The organism is Bacteroidales bacterium (assembly GCA_012517825.1).
Lineage (GTDB): Bacteria > Bacteroidota > Bacteroidia > Bacteroidales > JAAYUG01 > JAAYUG01.
On record JAAYUG010000121.1, the window covers coordinates 20,731 to 41,583 of the forward strand.

General features: G+C 46.8%; 22 protein-coding genes. 19 read left to right on the top strand and 3 right to left on the bottom strand.

Going from position 1 to position 20,853, the window contains the following annotated elements:
• Nucleotides 1–7: 7 nt before the first annotated feature.
• Together GX419_08505 and GX419_08510 are read right to left on the bottom strand one after the other, a co-directional pair.
• A complete protein-coding gene (locus GX419_08505) occupies nt 8–709 on the bottom strand; it encodes a Crp/Fnr family transcriptional regulator (GenBank protein NLI24730.1) in 702 nt (233 codons plus the stop codon).
• Between the two features lie 73 nt (nt 710–782).
• Entirely contained in the window at nt 783–2,432 is a 1,650-nt protein-coding gene (locus GX419_08510) for an NAD+ synthase (protein ID NLI24731.1), read from the bottom strand.
• Nucleotides 2,433–2,779: 347 nt separating this feature from the next.
• On the opposite strand from GX419_08510, the gene GX419_08515 reads away from it, so the two are divergent.
• The 19 genes from GX419_08515 (at nt 2,780) to GX419_08605 (ending at nt 16,607) form a co-directional block, all read left to right on the top strand.
• Nucleotides 2,780–3,511, top strand: coding sequence for a Crp/Fnr family transcriptional regulator (locus GX419_08515; GenBank protein ID NLI24732.1), 732 nt, complete (start codon nt 2,780–2,782; stop codon nt 3,509–3,511).
• A 183-nt stretch (nt 3,512–3,694) separates the two neighbouring features.
• Nucleotides 3,695–4,723 carry a 4Fe-4S binding protein gene (locus tag GX419_08520; GenBank protein NLI24733.1) on the top strand — a complete coding sequence of 343 codons (1,029 nt, stop codon included), beginning with the start codon at nt 3,695–3,697 and terminating at the stop codon, nt 4,721–4,723.
• Complete coding sequence (locus GX419_08525) at nt 4,716–5,540, top strand: oxidoreductase (GenBank protein ID NLI24734.1); 825 nt, start codon at nt 4,716–4,718, stop codon at nt 5,538–5,540. Before GX419_08520 ends, GX419_08525 begins: the two co-directional genes overlap by 8 nt.
• Before the next feature lie 12 nt (nt 5,541–5,552).
• On the top strand, nt 5,553–6,056 hold the full coding sequence (locus tag GX419_08530) for a 4Fe-4S binding protein (GenBank protein NLI24735.1): 504 nt from the start codon (nt 5,553–5,555) through the stop codon (nt 6,054–6,056).
• A gap of 9 nt (nt 6,057–6,065) precedes the next feature.
• Nucleotides 6,066–6,995, top strand: coding sequence for an NADH-quinone oxidoreductase subunit H (locus tag GX419_08535; protein NLI24736.1), 930 nt, complete (start codon nt 6,066–6,068; stop codon nt 6,993–6,995).
• Between the two features lie 12 nt (nt 6,996–7,007).
• Entirely contained in the window at nt 7,008–7,427 is a 420-nt protein-coding gene (gene nuoB, locus GX419_08540) for an NADH-quinone oxidoreductase subunit NuoB (GenBank protein NLI24737.1), read from the top strand.
• Between the two features lies 1 nt (nt 7,428).
• Nucleotides 7,429–7,950, top strand: coding sequence for an NADH-quinone oxidoreductase subunit C (locus GX419_08545; protein ID NLI24738.1), 522 nt, complete (start codon nt 7,429–7,431; stop codon nt 7,948–7,950).
• 7 nt (nt 7,951–7,957) lie between these two features.
• Complete coding sequence (locus GX419_08550) at nt 7,958–9,187, top strand: NADH:ubiquinone oxidoreductase (GenBank protein NLI24739.1); 1,230 nt, start codon at nt 7,958–7,960, stop codon at nt 9,185–9,187.
• On the top strand, nt 9,184–11,046 hold the full coding sequence (locus GX419_08555; GenBank protein ID NLI24740.1) for a hypothetical protein: 1,863 nt from the start codon (nt 9,184–9,186) through the stop codon (nt 11,044–11,046). The genes GX419_08550 and GX419_08555 overlap by 4 nt, the downstream gene beginning before the upstream one ends.
• Before the next feature lie 13 nt (nt 11,047–11,059).
• Entirely contained in the window at nt 11,060–11,626 is a 567-nt protein-coding gene (locus GX419_08560; protein ID NLI24741.1) for a DUF4040 domain-containing protein, read from the top strand.
• A complete protein-coding gene (locus GX419_08565) occupies nt 11,623–12,054 on the top strand; it encodes a cation:proton antiporter (GenBank protein NLI24742.1) in 432 nt (143 codons plus the stop codon). The genes GX419_08560 and GX419_08565 overlap by 4 nt, the downstream gene beginning before the upstream one ends.
• 1 nt (nt 12,055) lies before the next feature.
• Nucleotides 12,056–12,397 carry a cation:proton antiporter subunit C gene (locus tag GX419_08570; protein ID NLI24743.1) on the top strand — a complete coding sequence of 114 codons (342 nt, stop codon included), beginning with the start codon at nt 12,056–12,058 and terminating at the stop codon, nt 12,395–12,397.
• Between the two features lie 3 nt (nt 12,398–12,400).
• On the top strand, nt 12,401–13,912 hold the full coding sequence (locus tag GX419_08575; protein ID NLI24744.1) for an NADH/ubiquinone/plastoquinone (complex I): 1,512 nt from the start codon (nt 12,401–12,403) through the stop codon (nt 13,910–13,912).
• Between the two features lie 7 nt (nt 13,913–13,919).
• The gene (locus GX419_08580) at nt 13,920–14,405 is read left to right on the top strand and encodes a Na+/H+ antiporter subunit E (protein ID NLI24745.1); all 486 of its coding nucleotides are present in this window, start codon (nt 13,920–13,922) and stop codon (nt 14,403–14,405) included.
• Nucleotides 14,405–14,662, top strand: a complete 258-nt coding sequence (locus GX419_08585; GenBank protein ID NLI24746.1) for a cation:proton antiporter — start codon at nt 14,405–14,407, stop codon at nt 14,660–14,662. Before GX419_08580 ends, GX419_08585 begins: the two co-directional genes overlap by 1 nt.
• Nucleotides 14,655–14,999: a Na+/H+ antiporter subunit G gene (locus GX419_08590; GenBank protein ID NLI24747.1), complete on the top strand. Its 345-nt coding sequence runs from the start codon at nt 14,655–14,657 to the stop codon at nt 14,997–14,999. The genes GX419_08585 and GX419_08590 overlap by 8 nt, the downstream gene beginning before the upstream one ends.
• A 27-nt stretch (nt 15,000–15,026) precedes the next feature.
• Nucleotides 15,027–15,638, top strand: coding sequence for a 4Fe-4S dicluster domain-containing protein (locus tag GX419_08595; GenBank protein NLI24748.1), 612 nt, complete (start codon nt 15,027–15,029; stop codon nt 15,636–15,638).
• Nucleotides 15,635–16,171, top strand: a complete 537-nt coding sequence (locus GX419_08600) for a hydrogenase maturation protease (protein NLI24749.1) — start codon at nt 15,635–15,637, stop codon at nt 16,169–16,171. Before GX419_08595 ends, GX419_08600 begins: the two co-directional genes overlap by 4 nt.
• A complete protein-coding gene (locus GX419_08605; GenBank protein ID NLI24750.1) occupies nt 16,158–16,607 on the top strand; it encodes a CBS domain-containing protein in 450 nt (149 codons plus the stop codon). Before GX419_08600 ends, GX419_08605 begins: the two co-directional genes overlap by 14 nt.
• A 601-nt stretch (nt 16,608–17,208) precedes the next feature.
• On the opposite strand, the gene GX419_08610 is transcribed toward GX419_08605, so the two are convergent.
• On the bottom strand, nt 17,209–20,286 hold the full coding sequence (locus GX419_08610) for a PAS domain S-box protein (protein NLI24751.1): 3,078 nt from the start codon (nt 20,284–20,286) through the stop codon (nt 17,209–17,211).
• Nucleotides 20,287–20,853: the final 567 nt, after the last annotated feature.

A 20,853-nucleotide genomic window follows, 5' to 3' on the forward strand; every position in this document is an offset into this window, starting at 1 on the left:
AGCATCATCAGCCCAGGTCGCTGATGCGTTCCAGCTTGTGCAGATCCAGTATCTTGATCTTCCGGCCGTCAATGGCAATCACTCCTTCACTGGCAAATGCCGACAGGGTACGAATGGCGTTTGAAGTAGTCATATTCGACAGGTTGGCTACATCTTCCCTGCTGAGGTAGACCTTCAGGGTACTTCCGTCGTTCTCAAACCCGTAAGTATCTTTCAGAAAGATGAGTGATTCGGCCAGCCGCCCGCGGATATGCTTTTGCGTAAGGGTAACCGTGCGGTCGATGGAAAAACCAAGTTCGGTGGCAAAAGCCTTAATAATACTGAGCGAAAAATCGGGATTCTGACGTAATGTTTTATAAACCAGATCCTTTTCGATGGTACAGATAATCGAATCTTCGATGGCTACCGCTGTGGCATGATGGTACTCTTCGGCAAACAGGGCACGGTAGCCAATAAATCCCACCGGCCTCGCCATACGGATAATCTGTTCCCTTCCGCCTACTCCTTCCTTGAAAACCTTCACCTTGCCTTCAGAAAGAAAGATCAGTCCGGTTGGCTTATCCCCTTCCTTAAAGATAATATCACCTTTTTTGTACGCATGGCAAATCAGGTTCTTTTTGAAAGTCTCCTTTTCTTTCGGAGTAAGAACAGCGAAGACCGACTTGGGATTGTCAATACAGTTTTCGCATTCGAGAAATCGTTGCTGCATAGTTGTCAAAATATTCAGAACGTGTTATAAAACATACAAATGTACAAAAATGATTTGATGCACGACACAAAAATCAAAAATAAGCAACCAGGGGCATTTTCCGGCCGGGTCCGAATGCTTTGGACGAGATGCGAAGGATGGGCGGGGTCTGATAGCGTTTGTATTCATTGCGGTTGATCATCCGGATAACCTGCATGACAGTATCTTCCTCAAATCCTTCCTCGATGATTTCATCGGGGGTTTTGTACTGTTCAATGTACCGGAAGAGAATGGGGTCAAGTACGCTGTATTCAGGGAGAGAGTCGGAGTCTTTCTGATTGGGACGAAGTTCTGCCGTAGGGGGTTTGATGAGCACATTGGCCGGAATAATGGTCCGGGAACGGTTGATATAACGGGCAAGATCGTACACCTGGGTTTTGTAAACATCGCCGAGCACAGAAAGTCCTCCGGCCAGATCGCCGTACAGGGTGCCGTAGCCCACAGCGGCTTCGCTTTTATTGGAAGTATTGAGAAGAATGTTTCCGAATTTGTTTGAATAAGCCATCAGAAGATTGCCGCGTATGCGTGCCTGGATGTTTTCCTCGGTCACATCTTCCGGCAGGTTGTTGAAAAGCGGATGGAGAACCTTTTTATATTGTTCAAAGAGGCTGTCAATCCGAAGTATATGATAATCGATACCCAGATTTTCGGCAAGTTCAACTGCATCGTCAATGGAATGCTGTGAAGTAAACTGCGAAGGGAGAAGGAGGCCGGCAACATTGTCCTGGCCGAGTGCCTCCACTGCCAGTGCGGCAACCACTGACGAATCAATTCCGCCGGAAAGTCCGAGCACAGCTTTTGAAAAACCCTGCTTGGCAAAGAAGTCGTGAATGCCCAGGATCAGGGCTTCGTAAATCTTCTCGGTGGTTTCTTTCTCAGCATGGGCAACAGCGTCCATTCTGTCCACCTCACCCATATCAATCACCTGAAAATCTTCGCGGAACCAGGCCAGTTCACTGACAATATTGCCCGAACTGTTCACCACCATGGAAGCACCGTCAAATATCAGCTCGGTATGCGCTCCCACCTGGTTCACATAAACAATCGGAACCGAGTATTTTCCTGCATGGTCTTTCAGGATCTTCTTTTTTATTTTTTCGTGCGATGTGGAAAACGGACTGGCCGAAATATTGATAACCACATCGGGGTGCAGCCGGCTGAGTTCTTCCATGGGAGAAAGTGTGTACAGCCTGGTACGGCCCAGTGAATTGGGGGCAGGCTGGTTGTCCCAAATATCTTCGCATATGGTTATTCCAATCTTTTGTCCGCGGAACGGAATGACCTTGAATTGCCGGTTGGGTTCAAAATAACGGTATTCGTCAAACACATCGTACGTGGGGAGAAGGCTTTTGTTTACCTGGTCCACAACTTTTCCCTGGTAAAGGAAAAAGGCCGAATTGAATAAGCTCTTCCCGGCGGGATCGTCGTTATAAGCCGGACCACCGACAATAGCTGCTATATCTTTGCAAACCGGGGCAATGCTTTCAACGGCCCTCAGGCATTTTTCGATAAACGATTTCTGATCCAGCAAATCCAGAGGGGGGTAGCCACAGACGCTCAGTTCAGGAAACACCACCAGGTCAGCTCCCTCATCCTGCGCCTGCCGGATAGCGGAAATAATTTTTGTTACGTTCTCCTGAAAATTGCCAATATGATAGTTCTGCTGAGCAAGCGCTATTTTCATCATAATAAAATTAATTTTCAATGGTATAATGGAACCCACCTGTTCGGCATTTTATTACCGCTGTGTTTGTGTTTGTAAAACATGTGGGTTTCATAATATAATGATTTGTGGCACAAAGGTAAAAATAGTTTCGGGTTACAAAATATTTACCGATTGGGAATACCCCTCCTACTCCCCCGTAAAAAGCAAAAAGTCAGAAGTGAATGGCAATTAGCGAATGACAAATAGCTAACCATATTGTCATTAAAAAATTATTATTACTTTTACCTTACGAAAGGAAAGGAAGGACTGCCGGAACCAGTCCTCCGTGCCGGGCAGAGACGTTTTCACCTCAAAAACGGAGCCCTATGATACGGGAACTTCCGGAATGTCTTACCTGCCATAATTTGCAAAGGTCCTGTTTTGCAAATGTGCTTCCTGATTATTTATCTGAACTGAAATATGAAAAAGCCTGTTCCATGTACAAAAAGGGGCAGGTAATTTTTCAGGAAGATAACCGGGCGCTTGGTGTTTATTGCCTTTACAGCGGCAGTGTAAAACTCTATAAATACGGGCCCGACGGCCGGGAACAAATTGTCCGTATGGTTCAGCCGGGCGACTTGTTTGGGTACCGCGCCCTGGTAGGAAGCAGACTCTATTGCATTAATGCCCAGGCCCTTACCGATGCCGCTGTATGTTTTTTCACGGCAGAAAACTTTCTGCAGATTACCCGGAAAATTCCCGAAATAACCCATAAGATGATCATCGCACTTTCTGATTTACTGGAAGATACCGAGAACCAACTAACCTCACTGGCCCAGAAATCGGTCAGGGAGCGGCTGGCCGAAACCCTTCTCCGGCTATCTGAAGGACAGAATGATCCGGCCCTCATAGCAAGCCCGGTAATCAATCTCTCGCGGGAAGACCTGGCCAACATGGTGGGCTCAGCCACCGAAACCGTGATCAGGCTGCTCTCTGAATTCCGCGAGGAAAAACTCATTGCCATTTCAGGACGGAAAATTCATTTGCTGGATATAACCGGACTGCAAAAAGTTGCCCACGCCCATGTCAATGGTTTCCTTAAGGCCTTCGGCGTATGAAGGCGGATTGTCCGGCTTCCTTATAAAAAAACTGACATAGATCATATTTTGACGGAACCAATGTCATATTGCTGACTGACCCGTTCCTATGCAGCATTCTGACAAAAATCCTGTCTCTGCCTGTTTCCTGTCATTGCCCGTGCTGGTAATCCTTAAGAATTTTGTTTCCGATTTAAGGATGTTATGGACAAACATTACCTTACCAGCCGCGGGTCGTTTGAGCAGTTTCTGGTATCCTGTCTGAAGGACTATACGGTTTATGCCCCTTTCCGCAGGCTTAACACGCTGGATTACGACAGGGTAAATACAGAAAATGTTCAGCACATCCTGCTGAATGAACCCTTGCCGGCCACGCCGCTAAAGACATTTTTTCTGCCCATCCGGAAGAATGTAACCATTGACATGAATGGTTCCCTCCCTTTGCTTATACTGGGCGTTCCGGCATGCGACCTTGCGGCGCTGGATCTGCTGGATGCCGTCTATCTGGATCCTGCCTTTCCTGATGATCTGTACAGAAAACAGAGGGAACAGGCCATTCTTATCGGAACTGACTGCCAGAGCCACAAGGAAAACTGCCATTGCACCATATATAATGTAAATCCTTTTCCTGAGCGAAACTGTGATCTTGTCCTGTCGGGCTACCGGAACAATGTTTTTATCCGCGTGCTTTCCGAAAAGGGGCAGAAAGTGCTGAATGAAATGCGCTCGCGCATACCGGTGCAGGAAGCAAAGGACAGTGAAATAGAAGCCATCAAGCTGAAACGGATTTCGGTGAGGGATGATATCAACAGGCAAAACAAGGGATTACCTGATCTGAAAAAAACTTCCACCCTGATACAGCAATCGGAATACTGGCTGTGGAAGAAGTATGCTTCGACCTGCGTTGGCTGCGGAGCCTGTGCTGCAATATGTCCAACCTGCACCTGCTTTTTGCTGCTCGACCGTCCGGAGTTTGAAAAGGTCCGCCAGCTCGACACATGCCAGTATCCTGATTTTCAGCGGGTAGCTGCCGGAGAAGATCCTCTGGCCCCGCTTACCGTGCGCTTCCGCAACCGCTATCTGTGCAAATATGTGTGGCGTCCTGAACGGTACAAGGTTTCTGCCTGCACAGGATGCGGACGCTGCATTGACGCCTGCCCGGGCAACATCAGCAAGAATGAACTGTTTACCGAACTCAATACCGGCGAAGTCAAAATATCTCAACATGCCTGAAACAAAGAACATATACCGGCCATTGAAAGCTACCCTGGAAACAGTGATTGATGAGTCACCCCTCATCAAAACCCTTGTACTGAGGCCTGAAAGAGAGTTCAGCTTTGATACCGGCCAGTTTATTGAATTAACCCTGAATGGCTATGGGGAAGCTCCTTTTACCCCATCCTCCTCTCCTTTCATTAAAGACAAGCTGGAAGTAACCATCATGAAGGCCGGACATGTAACGGAAAAATTCCACCAGCTCACACCCGGCGCTGTGCTCGGAATCCGAGGGCCCTATGGAAGAGGATACCCCGTATACAATATGTACGAAAAAGAAGTGGTCATTGTAGGAGGCGGATGCGGACTTGCCCCAATCCGCTCCCTTTTATACCACCTTATTGAATGGAAAGACCGGATAAAAAGGGTTGTCCTGTGCTATGGTTCAAAAACACCCGCCGATTGTATTTACAAGCCTTTATTCAAAGAACTGAATACCATTCCCAAATTTGAAGCCCACCGTGCCGTTAATGTAGCCGATGAAAACTGGGAAGAAACAGAAGGGGTGGTAACGGTGCTCCTTGATAAAGTAAAAATCAACGTCCCCGATTCGGTTGCTGTGGTATGCGGCCCTCCGGTAATGATGAAGTTTGCCACCCAGAAACTGCTCAGCATGGGATTTCCCGAAGAAAGCATCTACCTGTCCATGGAAAAGAATATGTCCTGCGGTTTTGGAAAATGCGGGCATTGCATGATGGGCGAATTTTTTGTATGCAAAGACGGACCGGTATTCAGTTACGACGAAATAAAGCATATACCCGATATATGGAGATAAGAACGATTCCGTATGGCCGATAAACTCATCATCGATCTCGAAAAATGCCGTACATGCACCGAATGCAGTGCAGGAAATTCCTGGCTGGGAAGACCATTTTTCGCAACGGTTAAACGAATACGGGAACTGGCCGTTTTTCAGTTTACCTGCCGCCGTTGCGAAAGTGCACCCTGCATTGACGTATGTCCGGTGGAAGCTCTTGCCAAAGGACCCGACGGAGTTGTAACCCGCTCCCTGGCACTTTGTGTGGCCTGCAAATCGTGTGTTGCAGTATGTCCTTTCGGCACCCTGATGAACGATTTTTTTGACTACCGAATGGTGTATGCCGATTACTATTACCCTGAACGCCGGGAAGAAAGGGAACGCCTGGTTGCTTCATGCCCCCGGCAGGCTCTTTCCTTTGGAGGGGAACAAGCCGATCCGAAGAAAAACCTCTGGCCCCTGGGTGAGCACATTCTCATCAGGGAATACAGCTGGGAAAAATTAAAAGAAGAACCGGAAGTGGAACCGAAATAGGCACAAGCTATGGCAAACTATTTGTTTTATTTTCTGATTTTTCCGGGTTTTCTTTTCGCGGCCGCCGGCGGCGGAATCCTTTCGTGGTTTGACAGGAAAATAACTGCCCGGGTTCAGTTCAGAAAGGGGCCTCCGTTTCTGCAGCCTTTTTATGATGTTCTCAAACTGTTGGGAAAAGAAACGCTGGTACCGCGGAACAGTGCAAAAATTCCCTTTCTGTATGCACCGGTATTTGCCCTCACGGGAGCAACCCTTGCCGCGGTGTTCATTCTGCTTCCCTCTTTTGGCATAACCTCCGGCTTCAGGGGCGATCTGATCGTCATTTACTATTTCCTGACCGTACCATCCATTTCATGGATCATCGGGGCCATGGCAACCGGAAATCCACTGGCGATAACAGGCGCCTCACGCGAAATGAAACTTATCCTGAGCTATGAACTGGCCTTTTTACTGATTCTCGCAGCCATCATTTACAAATCCGGAATGACCCTGAACCTGGCTGATATTATTGATTATCAGAAGCAAAACGGAGCTCTGGCCGGTTCCCTGTCGGGCATTCTGTTGCTTATTGCCTTCATTTTCTGCATTCAGGCAAAACTGGGGCTGGTTCCCTTCGATATGGCGGAGGCGGAAACGGAAATCACCGCCGGCATGTACATCGAATACTCCGGATTTTCCTATGCCCTGGTCAAACTGACGAGGTACATCCTGTTGTTCATTTTGCCATCATTCCTGGTTGTTCTCTTTCTGGGCGGATTTCAATGGAGCGGGACAGGCATTGTTTGGTCAGTACTGAAGCTTCTGGCTGTGGTACTTGTGCTCACACTGATACGGAACACAAACCCCCGTCTGAAACTTGGGCAGGCCATGCGGTTCTTCTTTGTTGGCATGAATCTTTTGGTGATTGCAGCTTTTGTTTTATCGCTTTACGGACTTTAAATTCAGTGTATTGTGGGAGTAAAAGATTATTGCTTTAAAAAATCACTGTGGGTCTTCCATTTCGGAGGAGCCTCATGCAACAACTGTGACATTGAAATACTGGATTGCCTCACGCCACGGTATGATATTGAACGTTTCGGGATACAACTGGTGGGCAGCATCAAGCATGCCGATGTACTGCTGGTTTCAGGCTCCATTAACCGGAAATGCAGGGATAGGTTGCTGGAGGTTTACCATCAGGCCCCAAAACCCATCGTGGTGGTTGCCTTTGGTGCCTGCGGATGCAGCGGAGGGGTTTTTGCCGACGGAAATCCGTTTAACGGCCCGGTAGACCAGATCATTCCCGTTGATGTGTACATTCCCGGTTGTCCGCCGAAACCGGAAGCAATCATAGCCGGAATTGCCAAATTAATAAACAAAAAGGCCGGATGATATGATCAAGCAAATGGAAGAAATATTCAGGACAGAATTCTCTACCGATGTTCTGGAAACGACGGTTCTGAATCATAAACGCATGGTAGTAAAGATCCGTCCTGCCGCCCTGCTCGAGATCGTCAATTTTCTTACGGAAGACCGGCGGTACAGGTTTATCATTGCCAGCGGCGTATCGCATCCTGAGCATTTTGAGATTCTTTACCATCTGAGTGATGATACCAAAGGATATATTCTGAGCATTCAGGTAGAACTCCCGGCCGAAAAACCCGAGATTGAATCCCTGGCGAACCTGGTTCCGGCCGCTAACTGGATTGAACGGGAAATCCATGATCTCTTCGGAATTACCTTCCTGAACCATCCGAACATGGTCCCGCTGATAGCCAGCGGAAACTGGGGGCCGGATGAACATCCCTACGCTACGCAAGGGCGAAGAGGAATTGTTGCCGGAAGTGCCGCTGAGGGTTCATCATCCGGTCAGAAAGAAAATTCGCGCCTGCGGAATATCAACAAAGATTTATAAACAGACTATGAGCAGACGAACCATCATACCCATCGGTCCCTACCATCCGCTTCAGGAAGAACCGGAACTGTTCAAACTGTTCTGCGAAGGGGAAACCGTTGTTGATATTGAATTCGAGACAGGTTATAACCACCGGGGAATTGAAAAAATAAACGAAAAGAAGACCTTCGATCAGGTGTTTTTTGTGGTGGAACGCATTTGCGGCATCTGCTCCACCTCGCATCCCTTTGCTTATGCCAATGCAATGGAAGAAATAGCCGGGATTGAGATACCTGACCGGGCAAAATACATACGCAGTATCATTGGTGAACTGGAACGCATCCACAGCCATCTGCTCTGGGTCGGCCTTGCCGGGCATTTTCTCGGATACAACACGGTTTACATGTGGTCATGGAAATACCGGGAATCGGTACTGGACATTTTCGAGATGATTACCGGAAACAGAAACAACTATGCCATGTTCAAGATCGGCGGGGTACGAAGGGATATTCCCAACGCCATGATTCCTGAAATACGGAAGATGCTCGACAGTCTGAAACCCAAAATTGGCCTGCTGACCGGTGCTGTGATGGATGACCCGGTGATCCACGCAAGGACAAAAGGTGTGGGAGTGCTGACTCCCGAAGTAATCAGAAAATACGGAGCTGTTGGCCCTACAGCCAGAGCCTCCGGCATAGCCATTGATGTGCGAAGGGATGACCCGTATGCAGCCTATGGCATGGTAAACTGGAAGGTCATTACCGCCGATGAAGGAGACGTGTTTGCCAAAGCGAAAGTACGCCTGCTCGAAATGGTGGAATCGGTTTCCATCATTGAACAATGCCTTACCGGCCTTGAAAAGACCAAAGAAGGCGATATTGAAACGGTGGTCAGGGAAATTCCGCCCGGAATGGGCTTTGGAAGAGCAGAAGCTCCAAGAGGCGAAGTATTTCATTTTGTCCGGTCGGATGGATCCAATATGCCGGTGCGGCACAAGATCCGTGCCCCCAGCTATGTAAACATTGCCACTTTCAGAGAATCGTGCATTGGCCAGACCATCTCGGATGCCACCATTATCCTGGCGGCCGTTGATCCCTGCTATTGCTGTACCGAACGGCTTACTGCCGCCTACCAGACGGTGGCGGATATGCGGCGGCTCGATGGAATGGAACTTATCCGCCTTTCGCACGAAAAAACAAGAAAAATCATAAGCGAACTCGACAATTCCGGTTCGTTGCAAAAGAATAACGAGGTATGAATGCACCGGGCTACATTATTACTGTTCCAATTGTTGCAGGAATAATCCTGCTGTGTTTGCCTGCCAGGTTCATCCGGTTTAAAGCCTGGACGGCAATGGCGGTAAGCCTTTTTGCCATAACCATGGCATTTCTTGCAAGTTCGCAAGAAAAGGGACAGGTATGGATGATGCCCTTTCTCAAAGATTATATTTCTGATGAAGGCCCCGGCAAACTGGTAAAATCCTTCCTTCAGCTCACTGTCCTTCGGCTTGATGCCATCAGCATCTGGATGGTGGTTCTGGCAGCGTTCTATGCATGGATTGTTTCGGTTTATACCCTGTCGGTGAGAAGTGTTGACGAACCGGTGCGCAATTTTCACGGATATGTACTGCTCACCCTTGGATTTACAGAAGGTGCTTTGCTGAGCAATCATCTGCTCTTTTTCCTGTTTTGCTGGGGCATACTCGGGTTGACCCTCTTTATGCTGATCAGGGGTAACAACGACGGGCAGGCGGCCGCCGCAAAGAAATCGCTAATTATGATCGGAGCCTCCGATAGTCTGATGATCCTTGGTATAGCTTTACTCTATCTTCTTCAGCCCTCGGTCAGCATGTCGGCAGTGCATATCCCGGCCGACTCGCCGCTGGCTCTGAGCGCCTTCCTCTGCCTTCTGGCAGGAAGTTTGACCAAAGCCGGTGCTTTCCCGTTCCATACCTGGGTGCCTGATTTTGCCGAAACCGGACCGGCTGCCTCTTCTGCCTTTCTTCCGGCCTCACTCGACAAACTGCTGGGAATTTATTTTCTCAGCCGGTTATGCCTCGAAATGTTTGTTCTCAATCAATGGCTGATACTGCTTGTAATTCTGCTGGGCAGTATTTCAATCATAGCCGGGGTAATGATGGCCCTGGCTCAGCATCAATTCAAAAAACTTCTTGGATACCATGCCGTTTCCCAGGTAGGATACATGGTACTGGGGATAGGAATCGGAACCCCCATTGCGATTGCAGGAGGATTGTTCCATCTGTTCAACAATACCCTTTACAAAAGTGGATTGTTTCTTGCCGCCGGAAATGTGGAGAACAAAACAGGAAAGAACGACCTGAACGATCTGGGAGGGCTTGCAGGCAATATGCTGGTAACCTTTGCTTCAGCGCTCATCTTTGCTTTTGCTATTTCCGGTGTCCCGCCTCTGAACGGATTTGCCTCCAAGTGGCTGATCTATCAGGGAGTTGTGGAATTCGGGCACCAGGGCAATGCTGTGAGCCAGCTCTGGCCTCTATGGCTTGGAATGGCTGTTCTGGGTTCTGCCCTCACTCTGGCCAGCTTTATCAAATTTCTTACCGGCATTTTCCTTGGTGCCAGGAAGGAAGAACTTGCTTCGATCAGGGAAAGCAATGGATTCAGGTGCACACCCCTTGTCATCCTTGCCCTGCTTTGCCTGGCTGCGGGAATACTTGCCAGCCGGTTTGTGATCCCCGGTATGATCATGCCATTGTATCAGAAATTTGAATTTGTCGGATTCTGGAACTCCGAACTGATTTCCGCTCTGGTGATACTTTCCATTGTACTGGGATTTCTTTTCTATGCCCTGCACAAACTGGTGAAGATCCGCATTGCCGAAAGCTTCACCGGGGGAGAACCCAAAAAGGCAGAGAATCCTGTGGTGGTTGGCGATTTTTATCTGAACATCAGCCGGGCCCCGTTTTTTGAAATCATTTACCGCATGGCCGAAAAGAAATGGTTCGACATCTATGCCTGGGGAAAGGAACTGGTTCTGGCCACCGGGAAAGGACTCAGCATCCTGCATACCGGACTGCTTCCGCTTTACGTATTATGGGCGGCGGCAGGACTGATCATCTTACTCCTTGTATTTCTCTAAACGTCTTTGAAGTATGGAAACTGCCCTGTTGTTTATTCTCATCATCATGCTGGCCGGTGCATTGTATGCCCTGTATGCGAAAGATCTGCTGTCGGCAGTGGTTTCGTACGGGATTGTAGGCTTTGCGCTTGTCATTGCCTTTTTGCTGCTCCAGGCTCCCGACCTTGCCATTGTACAGGTAGTGGTTGAGACGATATCGCTGGTCATCATGATTTCCGTGCTCATTATTTCCACCCGGGAAGATTTGCAGGAAACACCCGTGGCAAAAATCAAGGGAGCATCGTATGTTCACCTCAGGCACATGGTATATGTAGCTGCAGCTCTGGTCATAACAGGATTGTTTCTGTATTTCTTCGTTGTATCAACTTCTATGCTTCCCGTCTTTGGCGAGCATCACACCAGGATGGCTACCGAGTACATTCAACATGGTGCAGAAAAAACCGGAGCCATCAACCTGGTTACCGGAATTGTTTTCGATTTCAGAGGGTATGACACCCTGGGGGAAGCAACGGTTTTATTTACGGCAGTAATAGGTGTTCTGGCCATGCTGCGGCTGACCGGTAAAAAAGAAGGACTATGAACGGCATGTCATTGATTGTTAAAAAAGTAACCCAGCTGATGGCAGGAATTATTTTCCTGTACGGGGTTTATATTATGCTGCATGGACATCTCACTCCGGGAGGCGGATTTGCCGGAGGAACCATAGTTGCAGGATCCTTTATTCTGCTCATAGTAGCCAACGGAATCAGGGTATTTGGCCTGCACCGTGAAGAACAGCTTTCCTCGGCTGCAGAAAGCATTGCCATTCTTGTCTTTCTGCTCCTGGCCACAGCCGGAATGCTGATGGGGGCAATGTGGTTCTTCCGGAATTACCTGCCCCACGGCACACCCGGAAACATTGCAAGTGCCGGTGTGATACCCATTTATAACCTGGTTGTGGGTACCGAAGTGGCTGCTGCCTTGCTCACAATATTTCTCGGATTCGTCATTTTTAAAGCGGAGGACTGATATGGTGCTGTTTGTCATGTGTTTTCTTCTGTTCCTGGTTGGGTTGTACGGAGTTCTAACCCGGCGCAACCTTATTAAAATCATCATTGCGCTTTCCATAATGGAATACAGCCTCAACCTGTTTTTTATATTGATTGGCTATGTAAAGGGAGGAGAAATTCCCATTCTGAAGAAGGCCGGAACGGTGCCGGCAGTTGTGGTTGATCCCCTGCCCCAGGCCATGATCCTGACGGCCATCGTCATCGGCCTGGCCACTACCGCTCTTCTGCTGGCAATTGCCATCCGGCTGTACAGAAAGTATAAAACGTTTGATGTTTCCGGTATCAATGCACTAAAAGGATAAATGATGGAAGCACTGTTACCTTTGTTTGTGGTTATTCCTCTTGGGTTTGCCTTTATCACAGCGGTAGCGGGACGCTACATTCCGCAGTTTCACCGCATTGCCATCCCGCTGGTTTTTCTTTTCCTGGCAGGGTTATCGGCCTGGATGATGGCCAACATAAGAGAAAACATCCTGCTATACATGGTGGGCGGATGGGAGCCCGTAAACGGCATACCAATCGGCATTCATCTGTCGGCTGACGGATTGTCGGTATTGCTGCTCGTTATCATCAATACGCTCGCTTTCTTTAGTGCATTTTATTCATACGCATATATTGAACAGTACACAAGCGGACAGTATTTTTATGCGCTGTTCTGCCTGATGGTGGCTGGAATGAACGGAGTGGCCGTAAGCGGTGACATCTTCAACCTGTATGTTTTTCTGGAAATTGCAGCCATAGCTTCCTATGCCCTTGTGGCCTTCGGTACTAAAAAAGAAGAGCTGGAAGCCTCCTTTAAATACCAGGTACTGGGCGGGCTGGGATCACTGTTTATCCTTTTTGGTATAGGAGTGCTCTATTGGGCAACGGGAACGCTCAACATGGCCGATATGCACAAACTTCTTGGCTCAGCACCGGCTTCTCCGGGAATTGTCTTTGCCGGAGTCCTTTTGCTGGCGGGATTCGGAATTAAATCGGCCATGGTTCCGTTCCATTCATGGCTTCCCGATGCACATTCCTCTGCTCCTTCACCTATTTCTGCCATGCTCTCAGGAGTTTTGATCAAAGCAATCGGAATTTACTGCCTGTTCCGCTTCTTCTTCAATTTGTTTGCTGTTTCCGTTCAATTTGCATACGGGATAACCACTCTGGGAGTTATATCCATGCTAGTTGGCGGCTTTCTTGCTATCAATCAATGGGATACAAAGCGTTTGCTGGCCTATTCAAGTATAAGCCAGATGGGATATGTGGTAATGAGCACAGGGATTGGAATGATTCTCTTATGCCGAGGAGGCGATATGAAGATTGCCGCCCTTGCCATTTTCGGGGGAGTATACCATTTAGTCAATCATGCGTTTTTCAAAGGATTGTTGTTCTTAAATGCCGGAGCACTTGAATACCGTTTGCAAACGAGAGATCTTCTCAAAATGGGAGGCCTGGCACACGCCATGCCGGTCACATCAGCCACTTCGCTGGTAGCTTCCATGGCCATTTCCGGAATTCCGCCTTTTAACGGGTTTTTCAGCAAACTCATCATCATCATTGCAGCTGTGAGGGCGGGTTTTTACGGACTGGCTATCCTGGCAGTTATTGTCAGCATTATCACCCTCGCATATTATCTGAAATTTCAGCGCTATGCCTTCTACGGAAAACCTTCTGAATCAGGCCTTCCGGAAAAAGACGTACCCTTTTCCATGAAAGGAACCATGATTCTGCTTGCCCTGTGCTGCCTTTTACTGAGTGTGCTGGTATTTCCGTCGTTACGGAATCTTTTCCTCATGCCTGCTGTACATGCCCTCATGAATATGACATTATGATCTGATTATGAAACACGTAACTTATTTCATCCTGTGCCTGATCGTATGGCTTATGCTCACAGCCAGGCTTGCTTTGGAAAACCTGATAGCAGGAACACTGGTTGCCGGAATAACCACCGTGTTTTTTGGTAAGTATTTTGTGGAAGGCGTGGGAAAATTTCTTCAGCCCAGACGGTATTTCTGGCTTGTGGTTTACCTGATTATGTTCATCTGGGAATGTGTGAAGGCGAATTTCGACGTAGCTTACCGGGTACTGCATCCGGCCATGCCTATCAGGCCCGGAATAGTAAAAGTAAAAGTGAGCATCCAAAGTGCATTTGGAAGAGCCATCCTTGCCAATTCCATCACTATGACCCCGGGAACCATTTCGGTGGACCTGATCGATGATACACTTTATGTGCACTGGATCAATGTTTTTACCGATGATCCGGAAAAATACAGCCGGATTGTTTCAGGACGATTTGAAAACCTGCTTAAAAAAATATTTGACTAATGATGGACATTGCCTTATACCTGCTGATTGCCTTCTGTCTGCTTTGCCTGATCCGCATCATACTGGGTCCGACGGTGGCCGACAGAGTGGTAGCTATCGACATCATGGGAATCCTTGTAGTTGGAATCTGTATTGTTCTGGCCGAAAAAACCGGCCGGTCCTTCCTGATTGATGTGGGGATGGCATGGATTATACTCAGTTTTATTGGTACACTGACTATGGCAAAATACCTTGAAAACAAGAAGCTGAATGAGTGATATAGTATTTTACCTGCTGATCGGAACCGGCATCCTCTTCGACCTTTTCGGATGCATCGGGTTACTGCGACTGCCGGATGTATACAACCGCCTGCAGTCGGCCACCAAGTGTGTTACCCTTGGCACCTGTTGCATTGCCGCCTCCCTTCTGGCCAGGTACGGCCTGACCGATTACGGCCTGAAGGCCCTGCTGATCATCCCAATACTGTTTTTTACATCAACAGTTGCCGCACATGCCCTTGCAAGAGGCTCATATAAAGCAGGGTTTCCTTTATGGAAGAACAGCGTAAAAGATGATTACCGTGATGCCCACAGCACAGAAGAAGGCAAGGAATAAGCTGAAAATAATGTAACTATTCATCATATGCGATATCCGAAACTCAGGGAACTCAAAGAGGCTATCGTTTCGCTGGTCACCCCGCCGGCAACGACGAAATTTCCCTATAAACCCCATATTCCCGCACCGGCGTTCAGGGGTAAGCCGGTGGTAAACGATGCCGAATGCGTGGGGTGCCTTACCTGTTCCAACGTATGCCCTTCGGGTGCCATCACTGTTTCTGATGATGCCGTGCAGAAAATCCGCACCATAACCCGTGACTTCGGAAAATGCATTTTCTGCGGACAATGCGAAGCCTATTGCATTACAGCGAAAGGGGTAATTCTGTCCCATACCATTTTCGACCTGTCAACCTTTCAGAAAGAATCACTTATAGAACAACAGCACAAAGAACTTATTGTGTGTGAACATTGCGGAAGTGTTATCACCACCAGAGAACATCTGCATTATATCTACGACAAACTGGGTACCAGAGCATGGTCATCCCTTCTCACCCTGCGCGCACTGAATACAAGGCTTCAGCTTGCCGGTGAGGAAGAAACCAGTACCCCTCCGGGGGATGGGCTCCGCCGGAAGGATATGTTCAGGATCCTCTGCCCCAACTGCATGCGGAACATCCAGGTTAAACTGCTGCTATGAAAGAATTTAATGAATTACTCGAGCTGATTGCGGATAACCGGAAAAAAATCCTTTTTGCCGGCATAGGAAATGTTTTGCGGTGCGATGACGGAGCAGGAGTTTACATAGTGAACAACCTGATGGAAAACACAAACATCACCAAAATTCTGGTAGAAGTAAGCCTTGAAAACTATGTTTCGCGCATCAACAATGCAAAACCTGATCTGCTGGTATTGGTTGATTGCATCGATTTTGGCCGTGAACCGGGATACGCCGGATTGCTTCTGCCGGAAGACACTTTTGAAACAACGATAAACACACATAATCTGACCTTGCGCAGGGTAACGGAGTTTTTTAACATGCCGGTTTGCATCCTCGGAATACAACCTTCCCGCCTCGAGGTTGGGGAAGAAATGACGCCCGGGGTAAAAAAATCTGCAGATAATATTATCCGGTTGTTAAACCAAACCATTTACCAGACTGTAATACAAAACCACATGCCCTTTCAAACCCAAAGCAAACTTCCAAATACATACGCCTATGATAACTGTTAAAGACCTGCTTGACAAAAAGGGACACACCTATCATTTCATCAGTCCCGAAGCCACAGTTTTCGATGCATTAAAACTGATGGCCGAAAAAAACGTTGGTGCCATAATGGTAATCCATAACGGCAAACTGGTGGGCATGTTTTCTGAAAGAGATTATGCCCGAAAAATTATCTTACAGGGGTATTCTTCAAAAGAAGCCAAAGTAGGCGATTTCATGTCAACAGAACTGGTAATCGCCAGGCCGGAAATGACTATTTATGAATGCATGGCCATCATGCTCCAGAAAAAGGTACGCCATCTTCCTGTGCTTGATCATAACGAAATTTCCGGAATTATTACAATCCGTGATGTGGTTAAGGCGGTGGTGCATGAACAGAATGTGGTAATTAAGGATCTGGAGAACTACATTATGGGCGGAGGGTACGGGGCAAATCCATAGGGTTGTAATGTTTGTCGGACATTTTTCTTTTTCTGTTCGCCATTCGCCATTTGCTTTTCGCTGTTCGCCGTTCGCTCTTCGCTTTACGCTCTGCGCTTTACGCTGGAACTTTGGAACTCTGGAACTCTGGAACTCTGAAACTCTGGAACTCTGGAACTCTGAAACTCTGGAACCTTTCTACCCCGACCTACTGACCTTAATCCCCTAACGGGGAATTTGATTGGATTTGATCACCGTTTCTATTGCCGTTCATCTCCTAACGGGGAAATGGAAAGATCTTTTGCCATTCACTTCACGCTCTACGCTAAATCAACAATGCTCTGCCCTCTAAACCCAATACCCCTCTTTACGCTCTACGCTTTACGCTCTACGCTATATCAAAGGAACTCTGGAACTCTGAAACCCTGGAACATTGAAACGCTGGAACCTCATTAGTGGGAAATCGAAAATCACTGAAAATTTCCTGTTTCCTATTTCCAATTTCCTGTAAGTGAGCACTCTATAAATCGGGAATTCTTATTAATAGGAAATGGTAAATCGGAAATCCTTGAAACTCTGGAACATTGGAACCCTGGAACTCCGGATCTCTGCCAAATTTCTTTCAGCCCAGGTATTTTTGCAACACACTGAACAATTGTTCACGGCTCAGGGGTTTTGACAGATAATCTGAGCATCCTGCCAAACGCACTTTTTCTTCGTCCTCGGGCATTGCATAGGCAGTGAGGGCTACAATGGGAAGATCAGTCCTCGTTTTTCTGATCATCCTTGTTGCTTCATATCCATCCATTCCGGGCAGTTTGATATCCATTAACACCAGACGGACATTTCTGTCCTTTCTACAAATTTCAACAGCTTCCTCCCCGGTGGAAACGCGGTGCAAAGTAAGAGAGGTTTTTGACAACATTTCTCTTACCAGCACATAATTGTACTCATCGTCTTCTACCAGAAGAACAAGAGCACTACCCGCAGGCGGGGCTGTATTTTTCTCCATATTTTGTTCTTTCAGATTGACTTCTTTATGTTGATACGGAATCATAACATGAAATACTGAACCTTTACCAGGCGTGGATTCTGCCCACACAGACCCTCCCAGCATCTCAGCATAGGCCCTGCAGATGGAAAGTCCGAGTCCGGTGCCTCCAAAGTCACGTGAGAGATACGATTCAACCTGATAAAACCGTTCAAATATTCTATCAATATGCTCCGCAGAAATTCCTATGCCTGAATCCTCGACAAAAAAGCGGAGAAAATTGTTTTCCACCCGACAACCAAAACGAACAAAACCTTTATGCGTAAATTTGAGCGCATTGTTGAGCAGATTGGCAAGAATCTGTGTAAGTTTGGTCTTATCGGTCAAAAAAAGAATCTCCTCATCCGGTCCATAATCAGTTATAAAATCCAGATTTTTCTGTTCGGCTTTTCTTCTGAACTGAAGTTCTAGAACTGAAATCAGTTCGCTGAGGCGGCATTCTTCCAGTTTGACTTTTTCCTGTCCGGTTTCAATAGAAGAAATCTTCAGTACATCCTCAATGATGTTCAGGAGATTGGTGCCGCTCTGGCAAATAATATTGATATACTCCTTTCTTTTTCCCGGCAGAAGGTTTTCATTCAGCAATAGTTCAGAGAAACCCATTATGGCATTCATAGGTGTTCTCACTTCATGCGATATGTTCTGCAAAAAAGAAGTTTTGAGCCGGTCGCTTTCTTCAGCTTTTTCCTTCGCTTTCGACAGTTCCTCAATAATTTTCTTCCACTCGGTTATGTCGCGCGATATTCCGAATGTTCCTATAATATTTCCTTTTGCATCTCTCAGAGGCAATTTGGAAGTAGATGCCCAGGTAATATGTCCGTCGGGCCAGATTACTTTTTCTTCCAAACCTATAATCGGCGAACCTGTTTCGAGAATTCTCCGTTCATCATTAAAGGTTTGCAGGGCATATTCCTGGGAAAACAGATCAAAATCGGTTTTACCTAAAATTTCACTTTCGTGCCGGAATCCGAAACGGTTGAGAACAGCCTTGTTTACTCTTATCAGACGGCTTTCATTATCCTTGAAATAAATTAAATCGGGTGTGGTATCCATCAGCGAGTTTAACAGATACTGCTCGTAAAGAACCGATTCTACTGCTCTGCGTTTCTCTGTTACGTCATGAATAATGGAATAAAGAACCTCTTTTCCATCCATTTCGAGGGCCGTGCTGTATACTTCCACATCCCTTACCGAACCATCAGCCAGTCGGTGTCTGAATTCAAAATAATTTTGTTTTCCGGTCCGTACCTTTTCTATCTCCAATTGAATCTCTTCAGGTGAAAGCGTGTTGATATCTTTGATTTTCATGGTACGCATCTGTTCACCTGTCCAACCATAGAATTTTTCGGCCGCATGGTTTACATCCAGTATTCGTCCTGTTTCTGCTTCCAGTATCATTTTAACCGCACTGTGTTCATAAAACATTTTGCTGAACTGCCGGCTGCTTTTTTCTATTTGCCGGATAGCATTTTTCAGAGTAGTAATATCAATAAAAGTGGTTGCAAATTTTTCCCGCTCCGGTGAAAAAACGGTGATATAAAAATGCTTTTGCATGGGTTCAAAGTAAGTCTCAAAGGAAAGAGAATTACCGCTCAAAGCAACGGAAAGATACTGTTCAAAATAGGGTGGCTGATCGGTTCCGTATAACAAAGTTGCCCTTTGCCCCACAGCTTTTTCCTTAGGAATTCCGGTTATTTTTTCATACTGAGGGTTTACATCAAGTATTTCATAATCAACCGGATTACCCTCTGCATCATATACTATCCTATGCAATGCAATACCTGCAGCTGAAGACTCAAACAGTCCCCGGAAACGGGCTTCGTTTTCGGATATTTCACGCTGCCATTTCCTTTCGATGGACTGATCGCGGAATACCAGAACTACGCCGGTTGTCTTTCCATCCTCGTCGAGAATGGGAGCACCACTATCGGCAACAGGTATCTGCTGTCCGTCTTTGCTGATGAGAATTGTGTGGTTGGCAAGGCCGATCACATTCCCCTCCTTCAGAACTCTGTTTACCGGATTCTCGGCTGTAAGGCCTGTCAATTCATTAACAATAACAAACACTTCGTTCAGTGCCTTTCCTCTTGCCTCCGGCTCCTCATAACCGGTCAGTTTCTCTGCCACGGGATTCATATGAATAATATTCCCTTCTGTATCGGTAGTGATTACAGCATCACCAATGCTGTAAAGTGCAGTCCGGAAACGCTTCTCACTTTTTCGTAAAGCTTCTTCAGCAAGTTTTCTCTCAGTTATATCAAGAATGAGGGCAACAAAGAATCGCTTAGCGGCGGACTGCATCATCTGAAGGTGAACCTCCACGGGATATTTCGACTTGTTCTTGCGCAGATGCACTGTCTCAAATACAACTTTTTTCTTTGTTCCATTATACAATGGCGACAGAATTTCCCTGAACATCTCTTCTGTTAGTTCGGGTTTGATATCCAGTGGTGTCATTTGTGCCAGTTCTCCTTCGCTAAAACCCAGATTCAATCTGGCCGCATCGTTTACGTACACAAAACGCCAGGTATCTTCTTCAAAAACATAAATCTCGTTGACGCTTTCCCTGAGAATCCGCTGAAGAAAGTCAGCGGACAAAATTTGAGAATCGTTTGATTTTTTTGACCGTTCAGCGTTTTCCTGTGCCATTGAGTTCACTTTGTTCAGTTTACGATTAAACGAAGTTACTCATTTTCTTTCAATTCATTACAAAGACAGGTTTACTAAGGATGGATTTTCCCCTTTGGCCCCTGAAGAGGAAATGGAATGTTTTTGGCTATTCATTTTTCGCCGTTCGCCTTTCGCCAATTGCAATTGGCTTTACGCTCTATTCTCTACGCTATTGCTAATCCTGCACTTAAATATCTCAGATCAAAAATCACCGTAAATTTCCTATTTCCAATTTCCTATTTCCTGTCCTTGAACACGCTATAAAAACCAGAACACGTTAATGGGAATTGGGAAATGGGAAATCGGAAATCCCTGAATATCTGGAACTCTGGAACTTTGGAACTCTGGAACTCTGAAATTGAGCGTAAAGCGTAAAGAAATGGCGTTCATCAGTTATTCTAAGCTTAAAGTTCTACCCATTTGTTTATTCGAAACTAGAAAATCTCAAATCACAACTCAAAAATCACGACTCACAAATACCAAACCCCAAAGCCCATTGCCCAGAGCCCAAATCGAAATCAACAATCGATGAACGAAAGATTTGTG

Excerpts from the sequence above, each read along its gene's own strand:
- GX419_08600 (NLI24749.1), top strand. The coding sequence starts at position 15,635 with ATGAAAGAATTTAATGAATTACTCGAGCTGATTGCGGATAACCGGAAA.
- GX419_08545 (NLI24738.1), top strand. The coding sequence starts at position 7,429 with ATGATCAAGCAAATGGAAGAAATATTCAGGACAGAATTCTCTACCGAT.
- GX419_08565 (NLI24742.1), top strand. The coding sequence starts at position 11,623 with ATGAACGGCATGTCATTGATTGTTAAAAAAGTAACCCAGCTGATGGCA.
- GX419_08580 (NLI24745.1), top strand. The coding sequence starts at position 13,920 with ATGAAACACGTAACTTATTTCATCCTGTGCCTGATCGTATGGCTTATG.
- GX419_08520 (NLI24733.1), top strand. The coding sequence starts at position 3,695 with ATGGACAAACATTACCTTACCAGCCGCGGGTCGTTTGAGCAGTTTCTG.
- GX419_08515 (NLI24732.1), top strand. The coding sequence starts at position 2,780 with ATGATACGGGAACTTCCGGAATGTCTTACCTGCCATAATTTGCAAAGG.
- GX419_08575 (NLI24744.1), top strand. The coding sequence starts at position 12,401 with ATGGAAGCACTGTTACCTTTGTTTGTGGTTATTCCTCTTGGGTTTGCC.
- GX419_08535 (NLI24736.1), top strand. The coding sequence starts at position 6,066 with ATGGCAAACTATTTGTTTTATTTTCTGATTTTTCCGGGTTTTCTTTTC.
- GX419_08610 (NLI24751.1), bottom strand. The coding sequence starts at position 20,286 with ATGGCACAGGAAAACGCTGAACGGTCAAAAAAATCAAACGATTCTCAA.
- GX419_08595 (NLI24748.1), top strand. The coding sequence starts at position 15,027 with ATGCGATATCCGAAACTCAGGGAACTCAAAGAGGCTATCGTTTCGCTG.
- GX419_08605 (NLI24750.1), top strand. The coding sequence starts at position 16,158 with ATGATAACTGTTAAAGACCTGCTTGACAAAAAGGGACACACCTATCAT.
- GX419_08570 (NLI24743.1), top strand. The coding sequence starts at position 12,056 with ATGGTGCTGTTTGTCATGTGTTTTCTTCTGTTCCTGGTTGGGTTGTAC.
- GX419_08505 (NLI24730.1), bottom strand. The coding sequence starts at position 709 with ATGCAGCAACGATTTCTCGAATGCGAAAACTGTATTGACAATCCCAAG.
- GX419_08555 (NLI24740.1), top strand. The coding sequence starts at position 9,184 with ATGAATGCACCGGGCTACATTATTACTGTTCCAATTGTTGCAGGAATA.
- GX419_08590 (NLI24747.1), top strand. The coding sequence starts at position 14,655 with ATGAGTGATATAGTATTTTACCTGCTGATCGGAACCGGCATCCTCTTC.
- GX419_08560 (NLI24741.1), top strand. The coding sequence starts at position 11,060 with ATGGAAACTGCCCTGTTGTTTATTCTCATCATCATGCTGGCCGGTGCA.
- GX419_08530 (NLI24735.1), top strand. The coding sequence starts at position 5,553 with ATGGCCGATAAACTCATCATCGATCTCGAAAAATGCCGTACATGCACC.
- GX419_08510 (NLI24731.1), bottom strand. The coding sequence starts at position 2,432 with ATGAAAATAGCGCTTGCTCAGCAGAACTATCATATTGGCAATTTTCAG.
- GX419_08525 (NLI24734.1), top strand. The coding sequence starts at position 4,716 with ATGCCTGAAACAAAGAACATATACCGGCCATTGAAAGCTACCCTGGAA.
- GX419_08585 (NLI24746.1), top strand. The coding sequence starts at position 14,405 with ATGATGGACATTGCCTTATACCTGCTGATTGCCTTCTGTCTGCTTTGC.
- GX419_08550 (NLI24739.1), top strand. The coding sequence starts at position 7,958 with ATGAGCAGACGAACCATCATACCCATCGGTCCCTACCATCCGCTTCAG.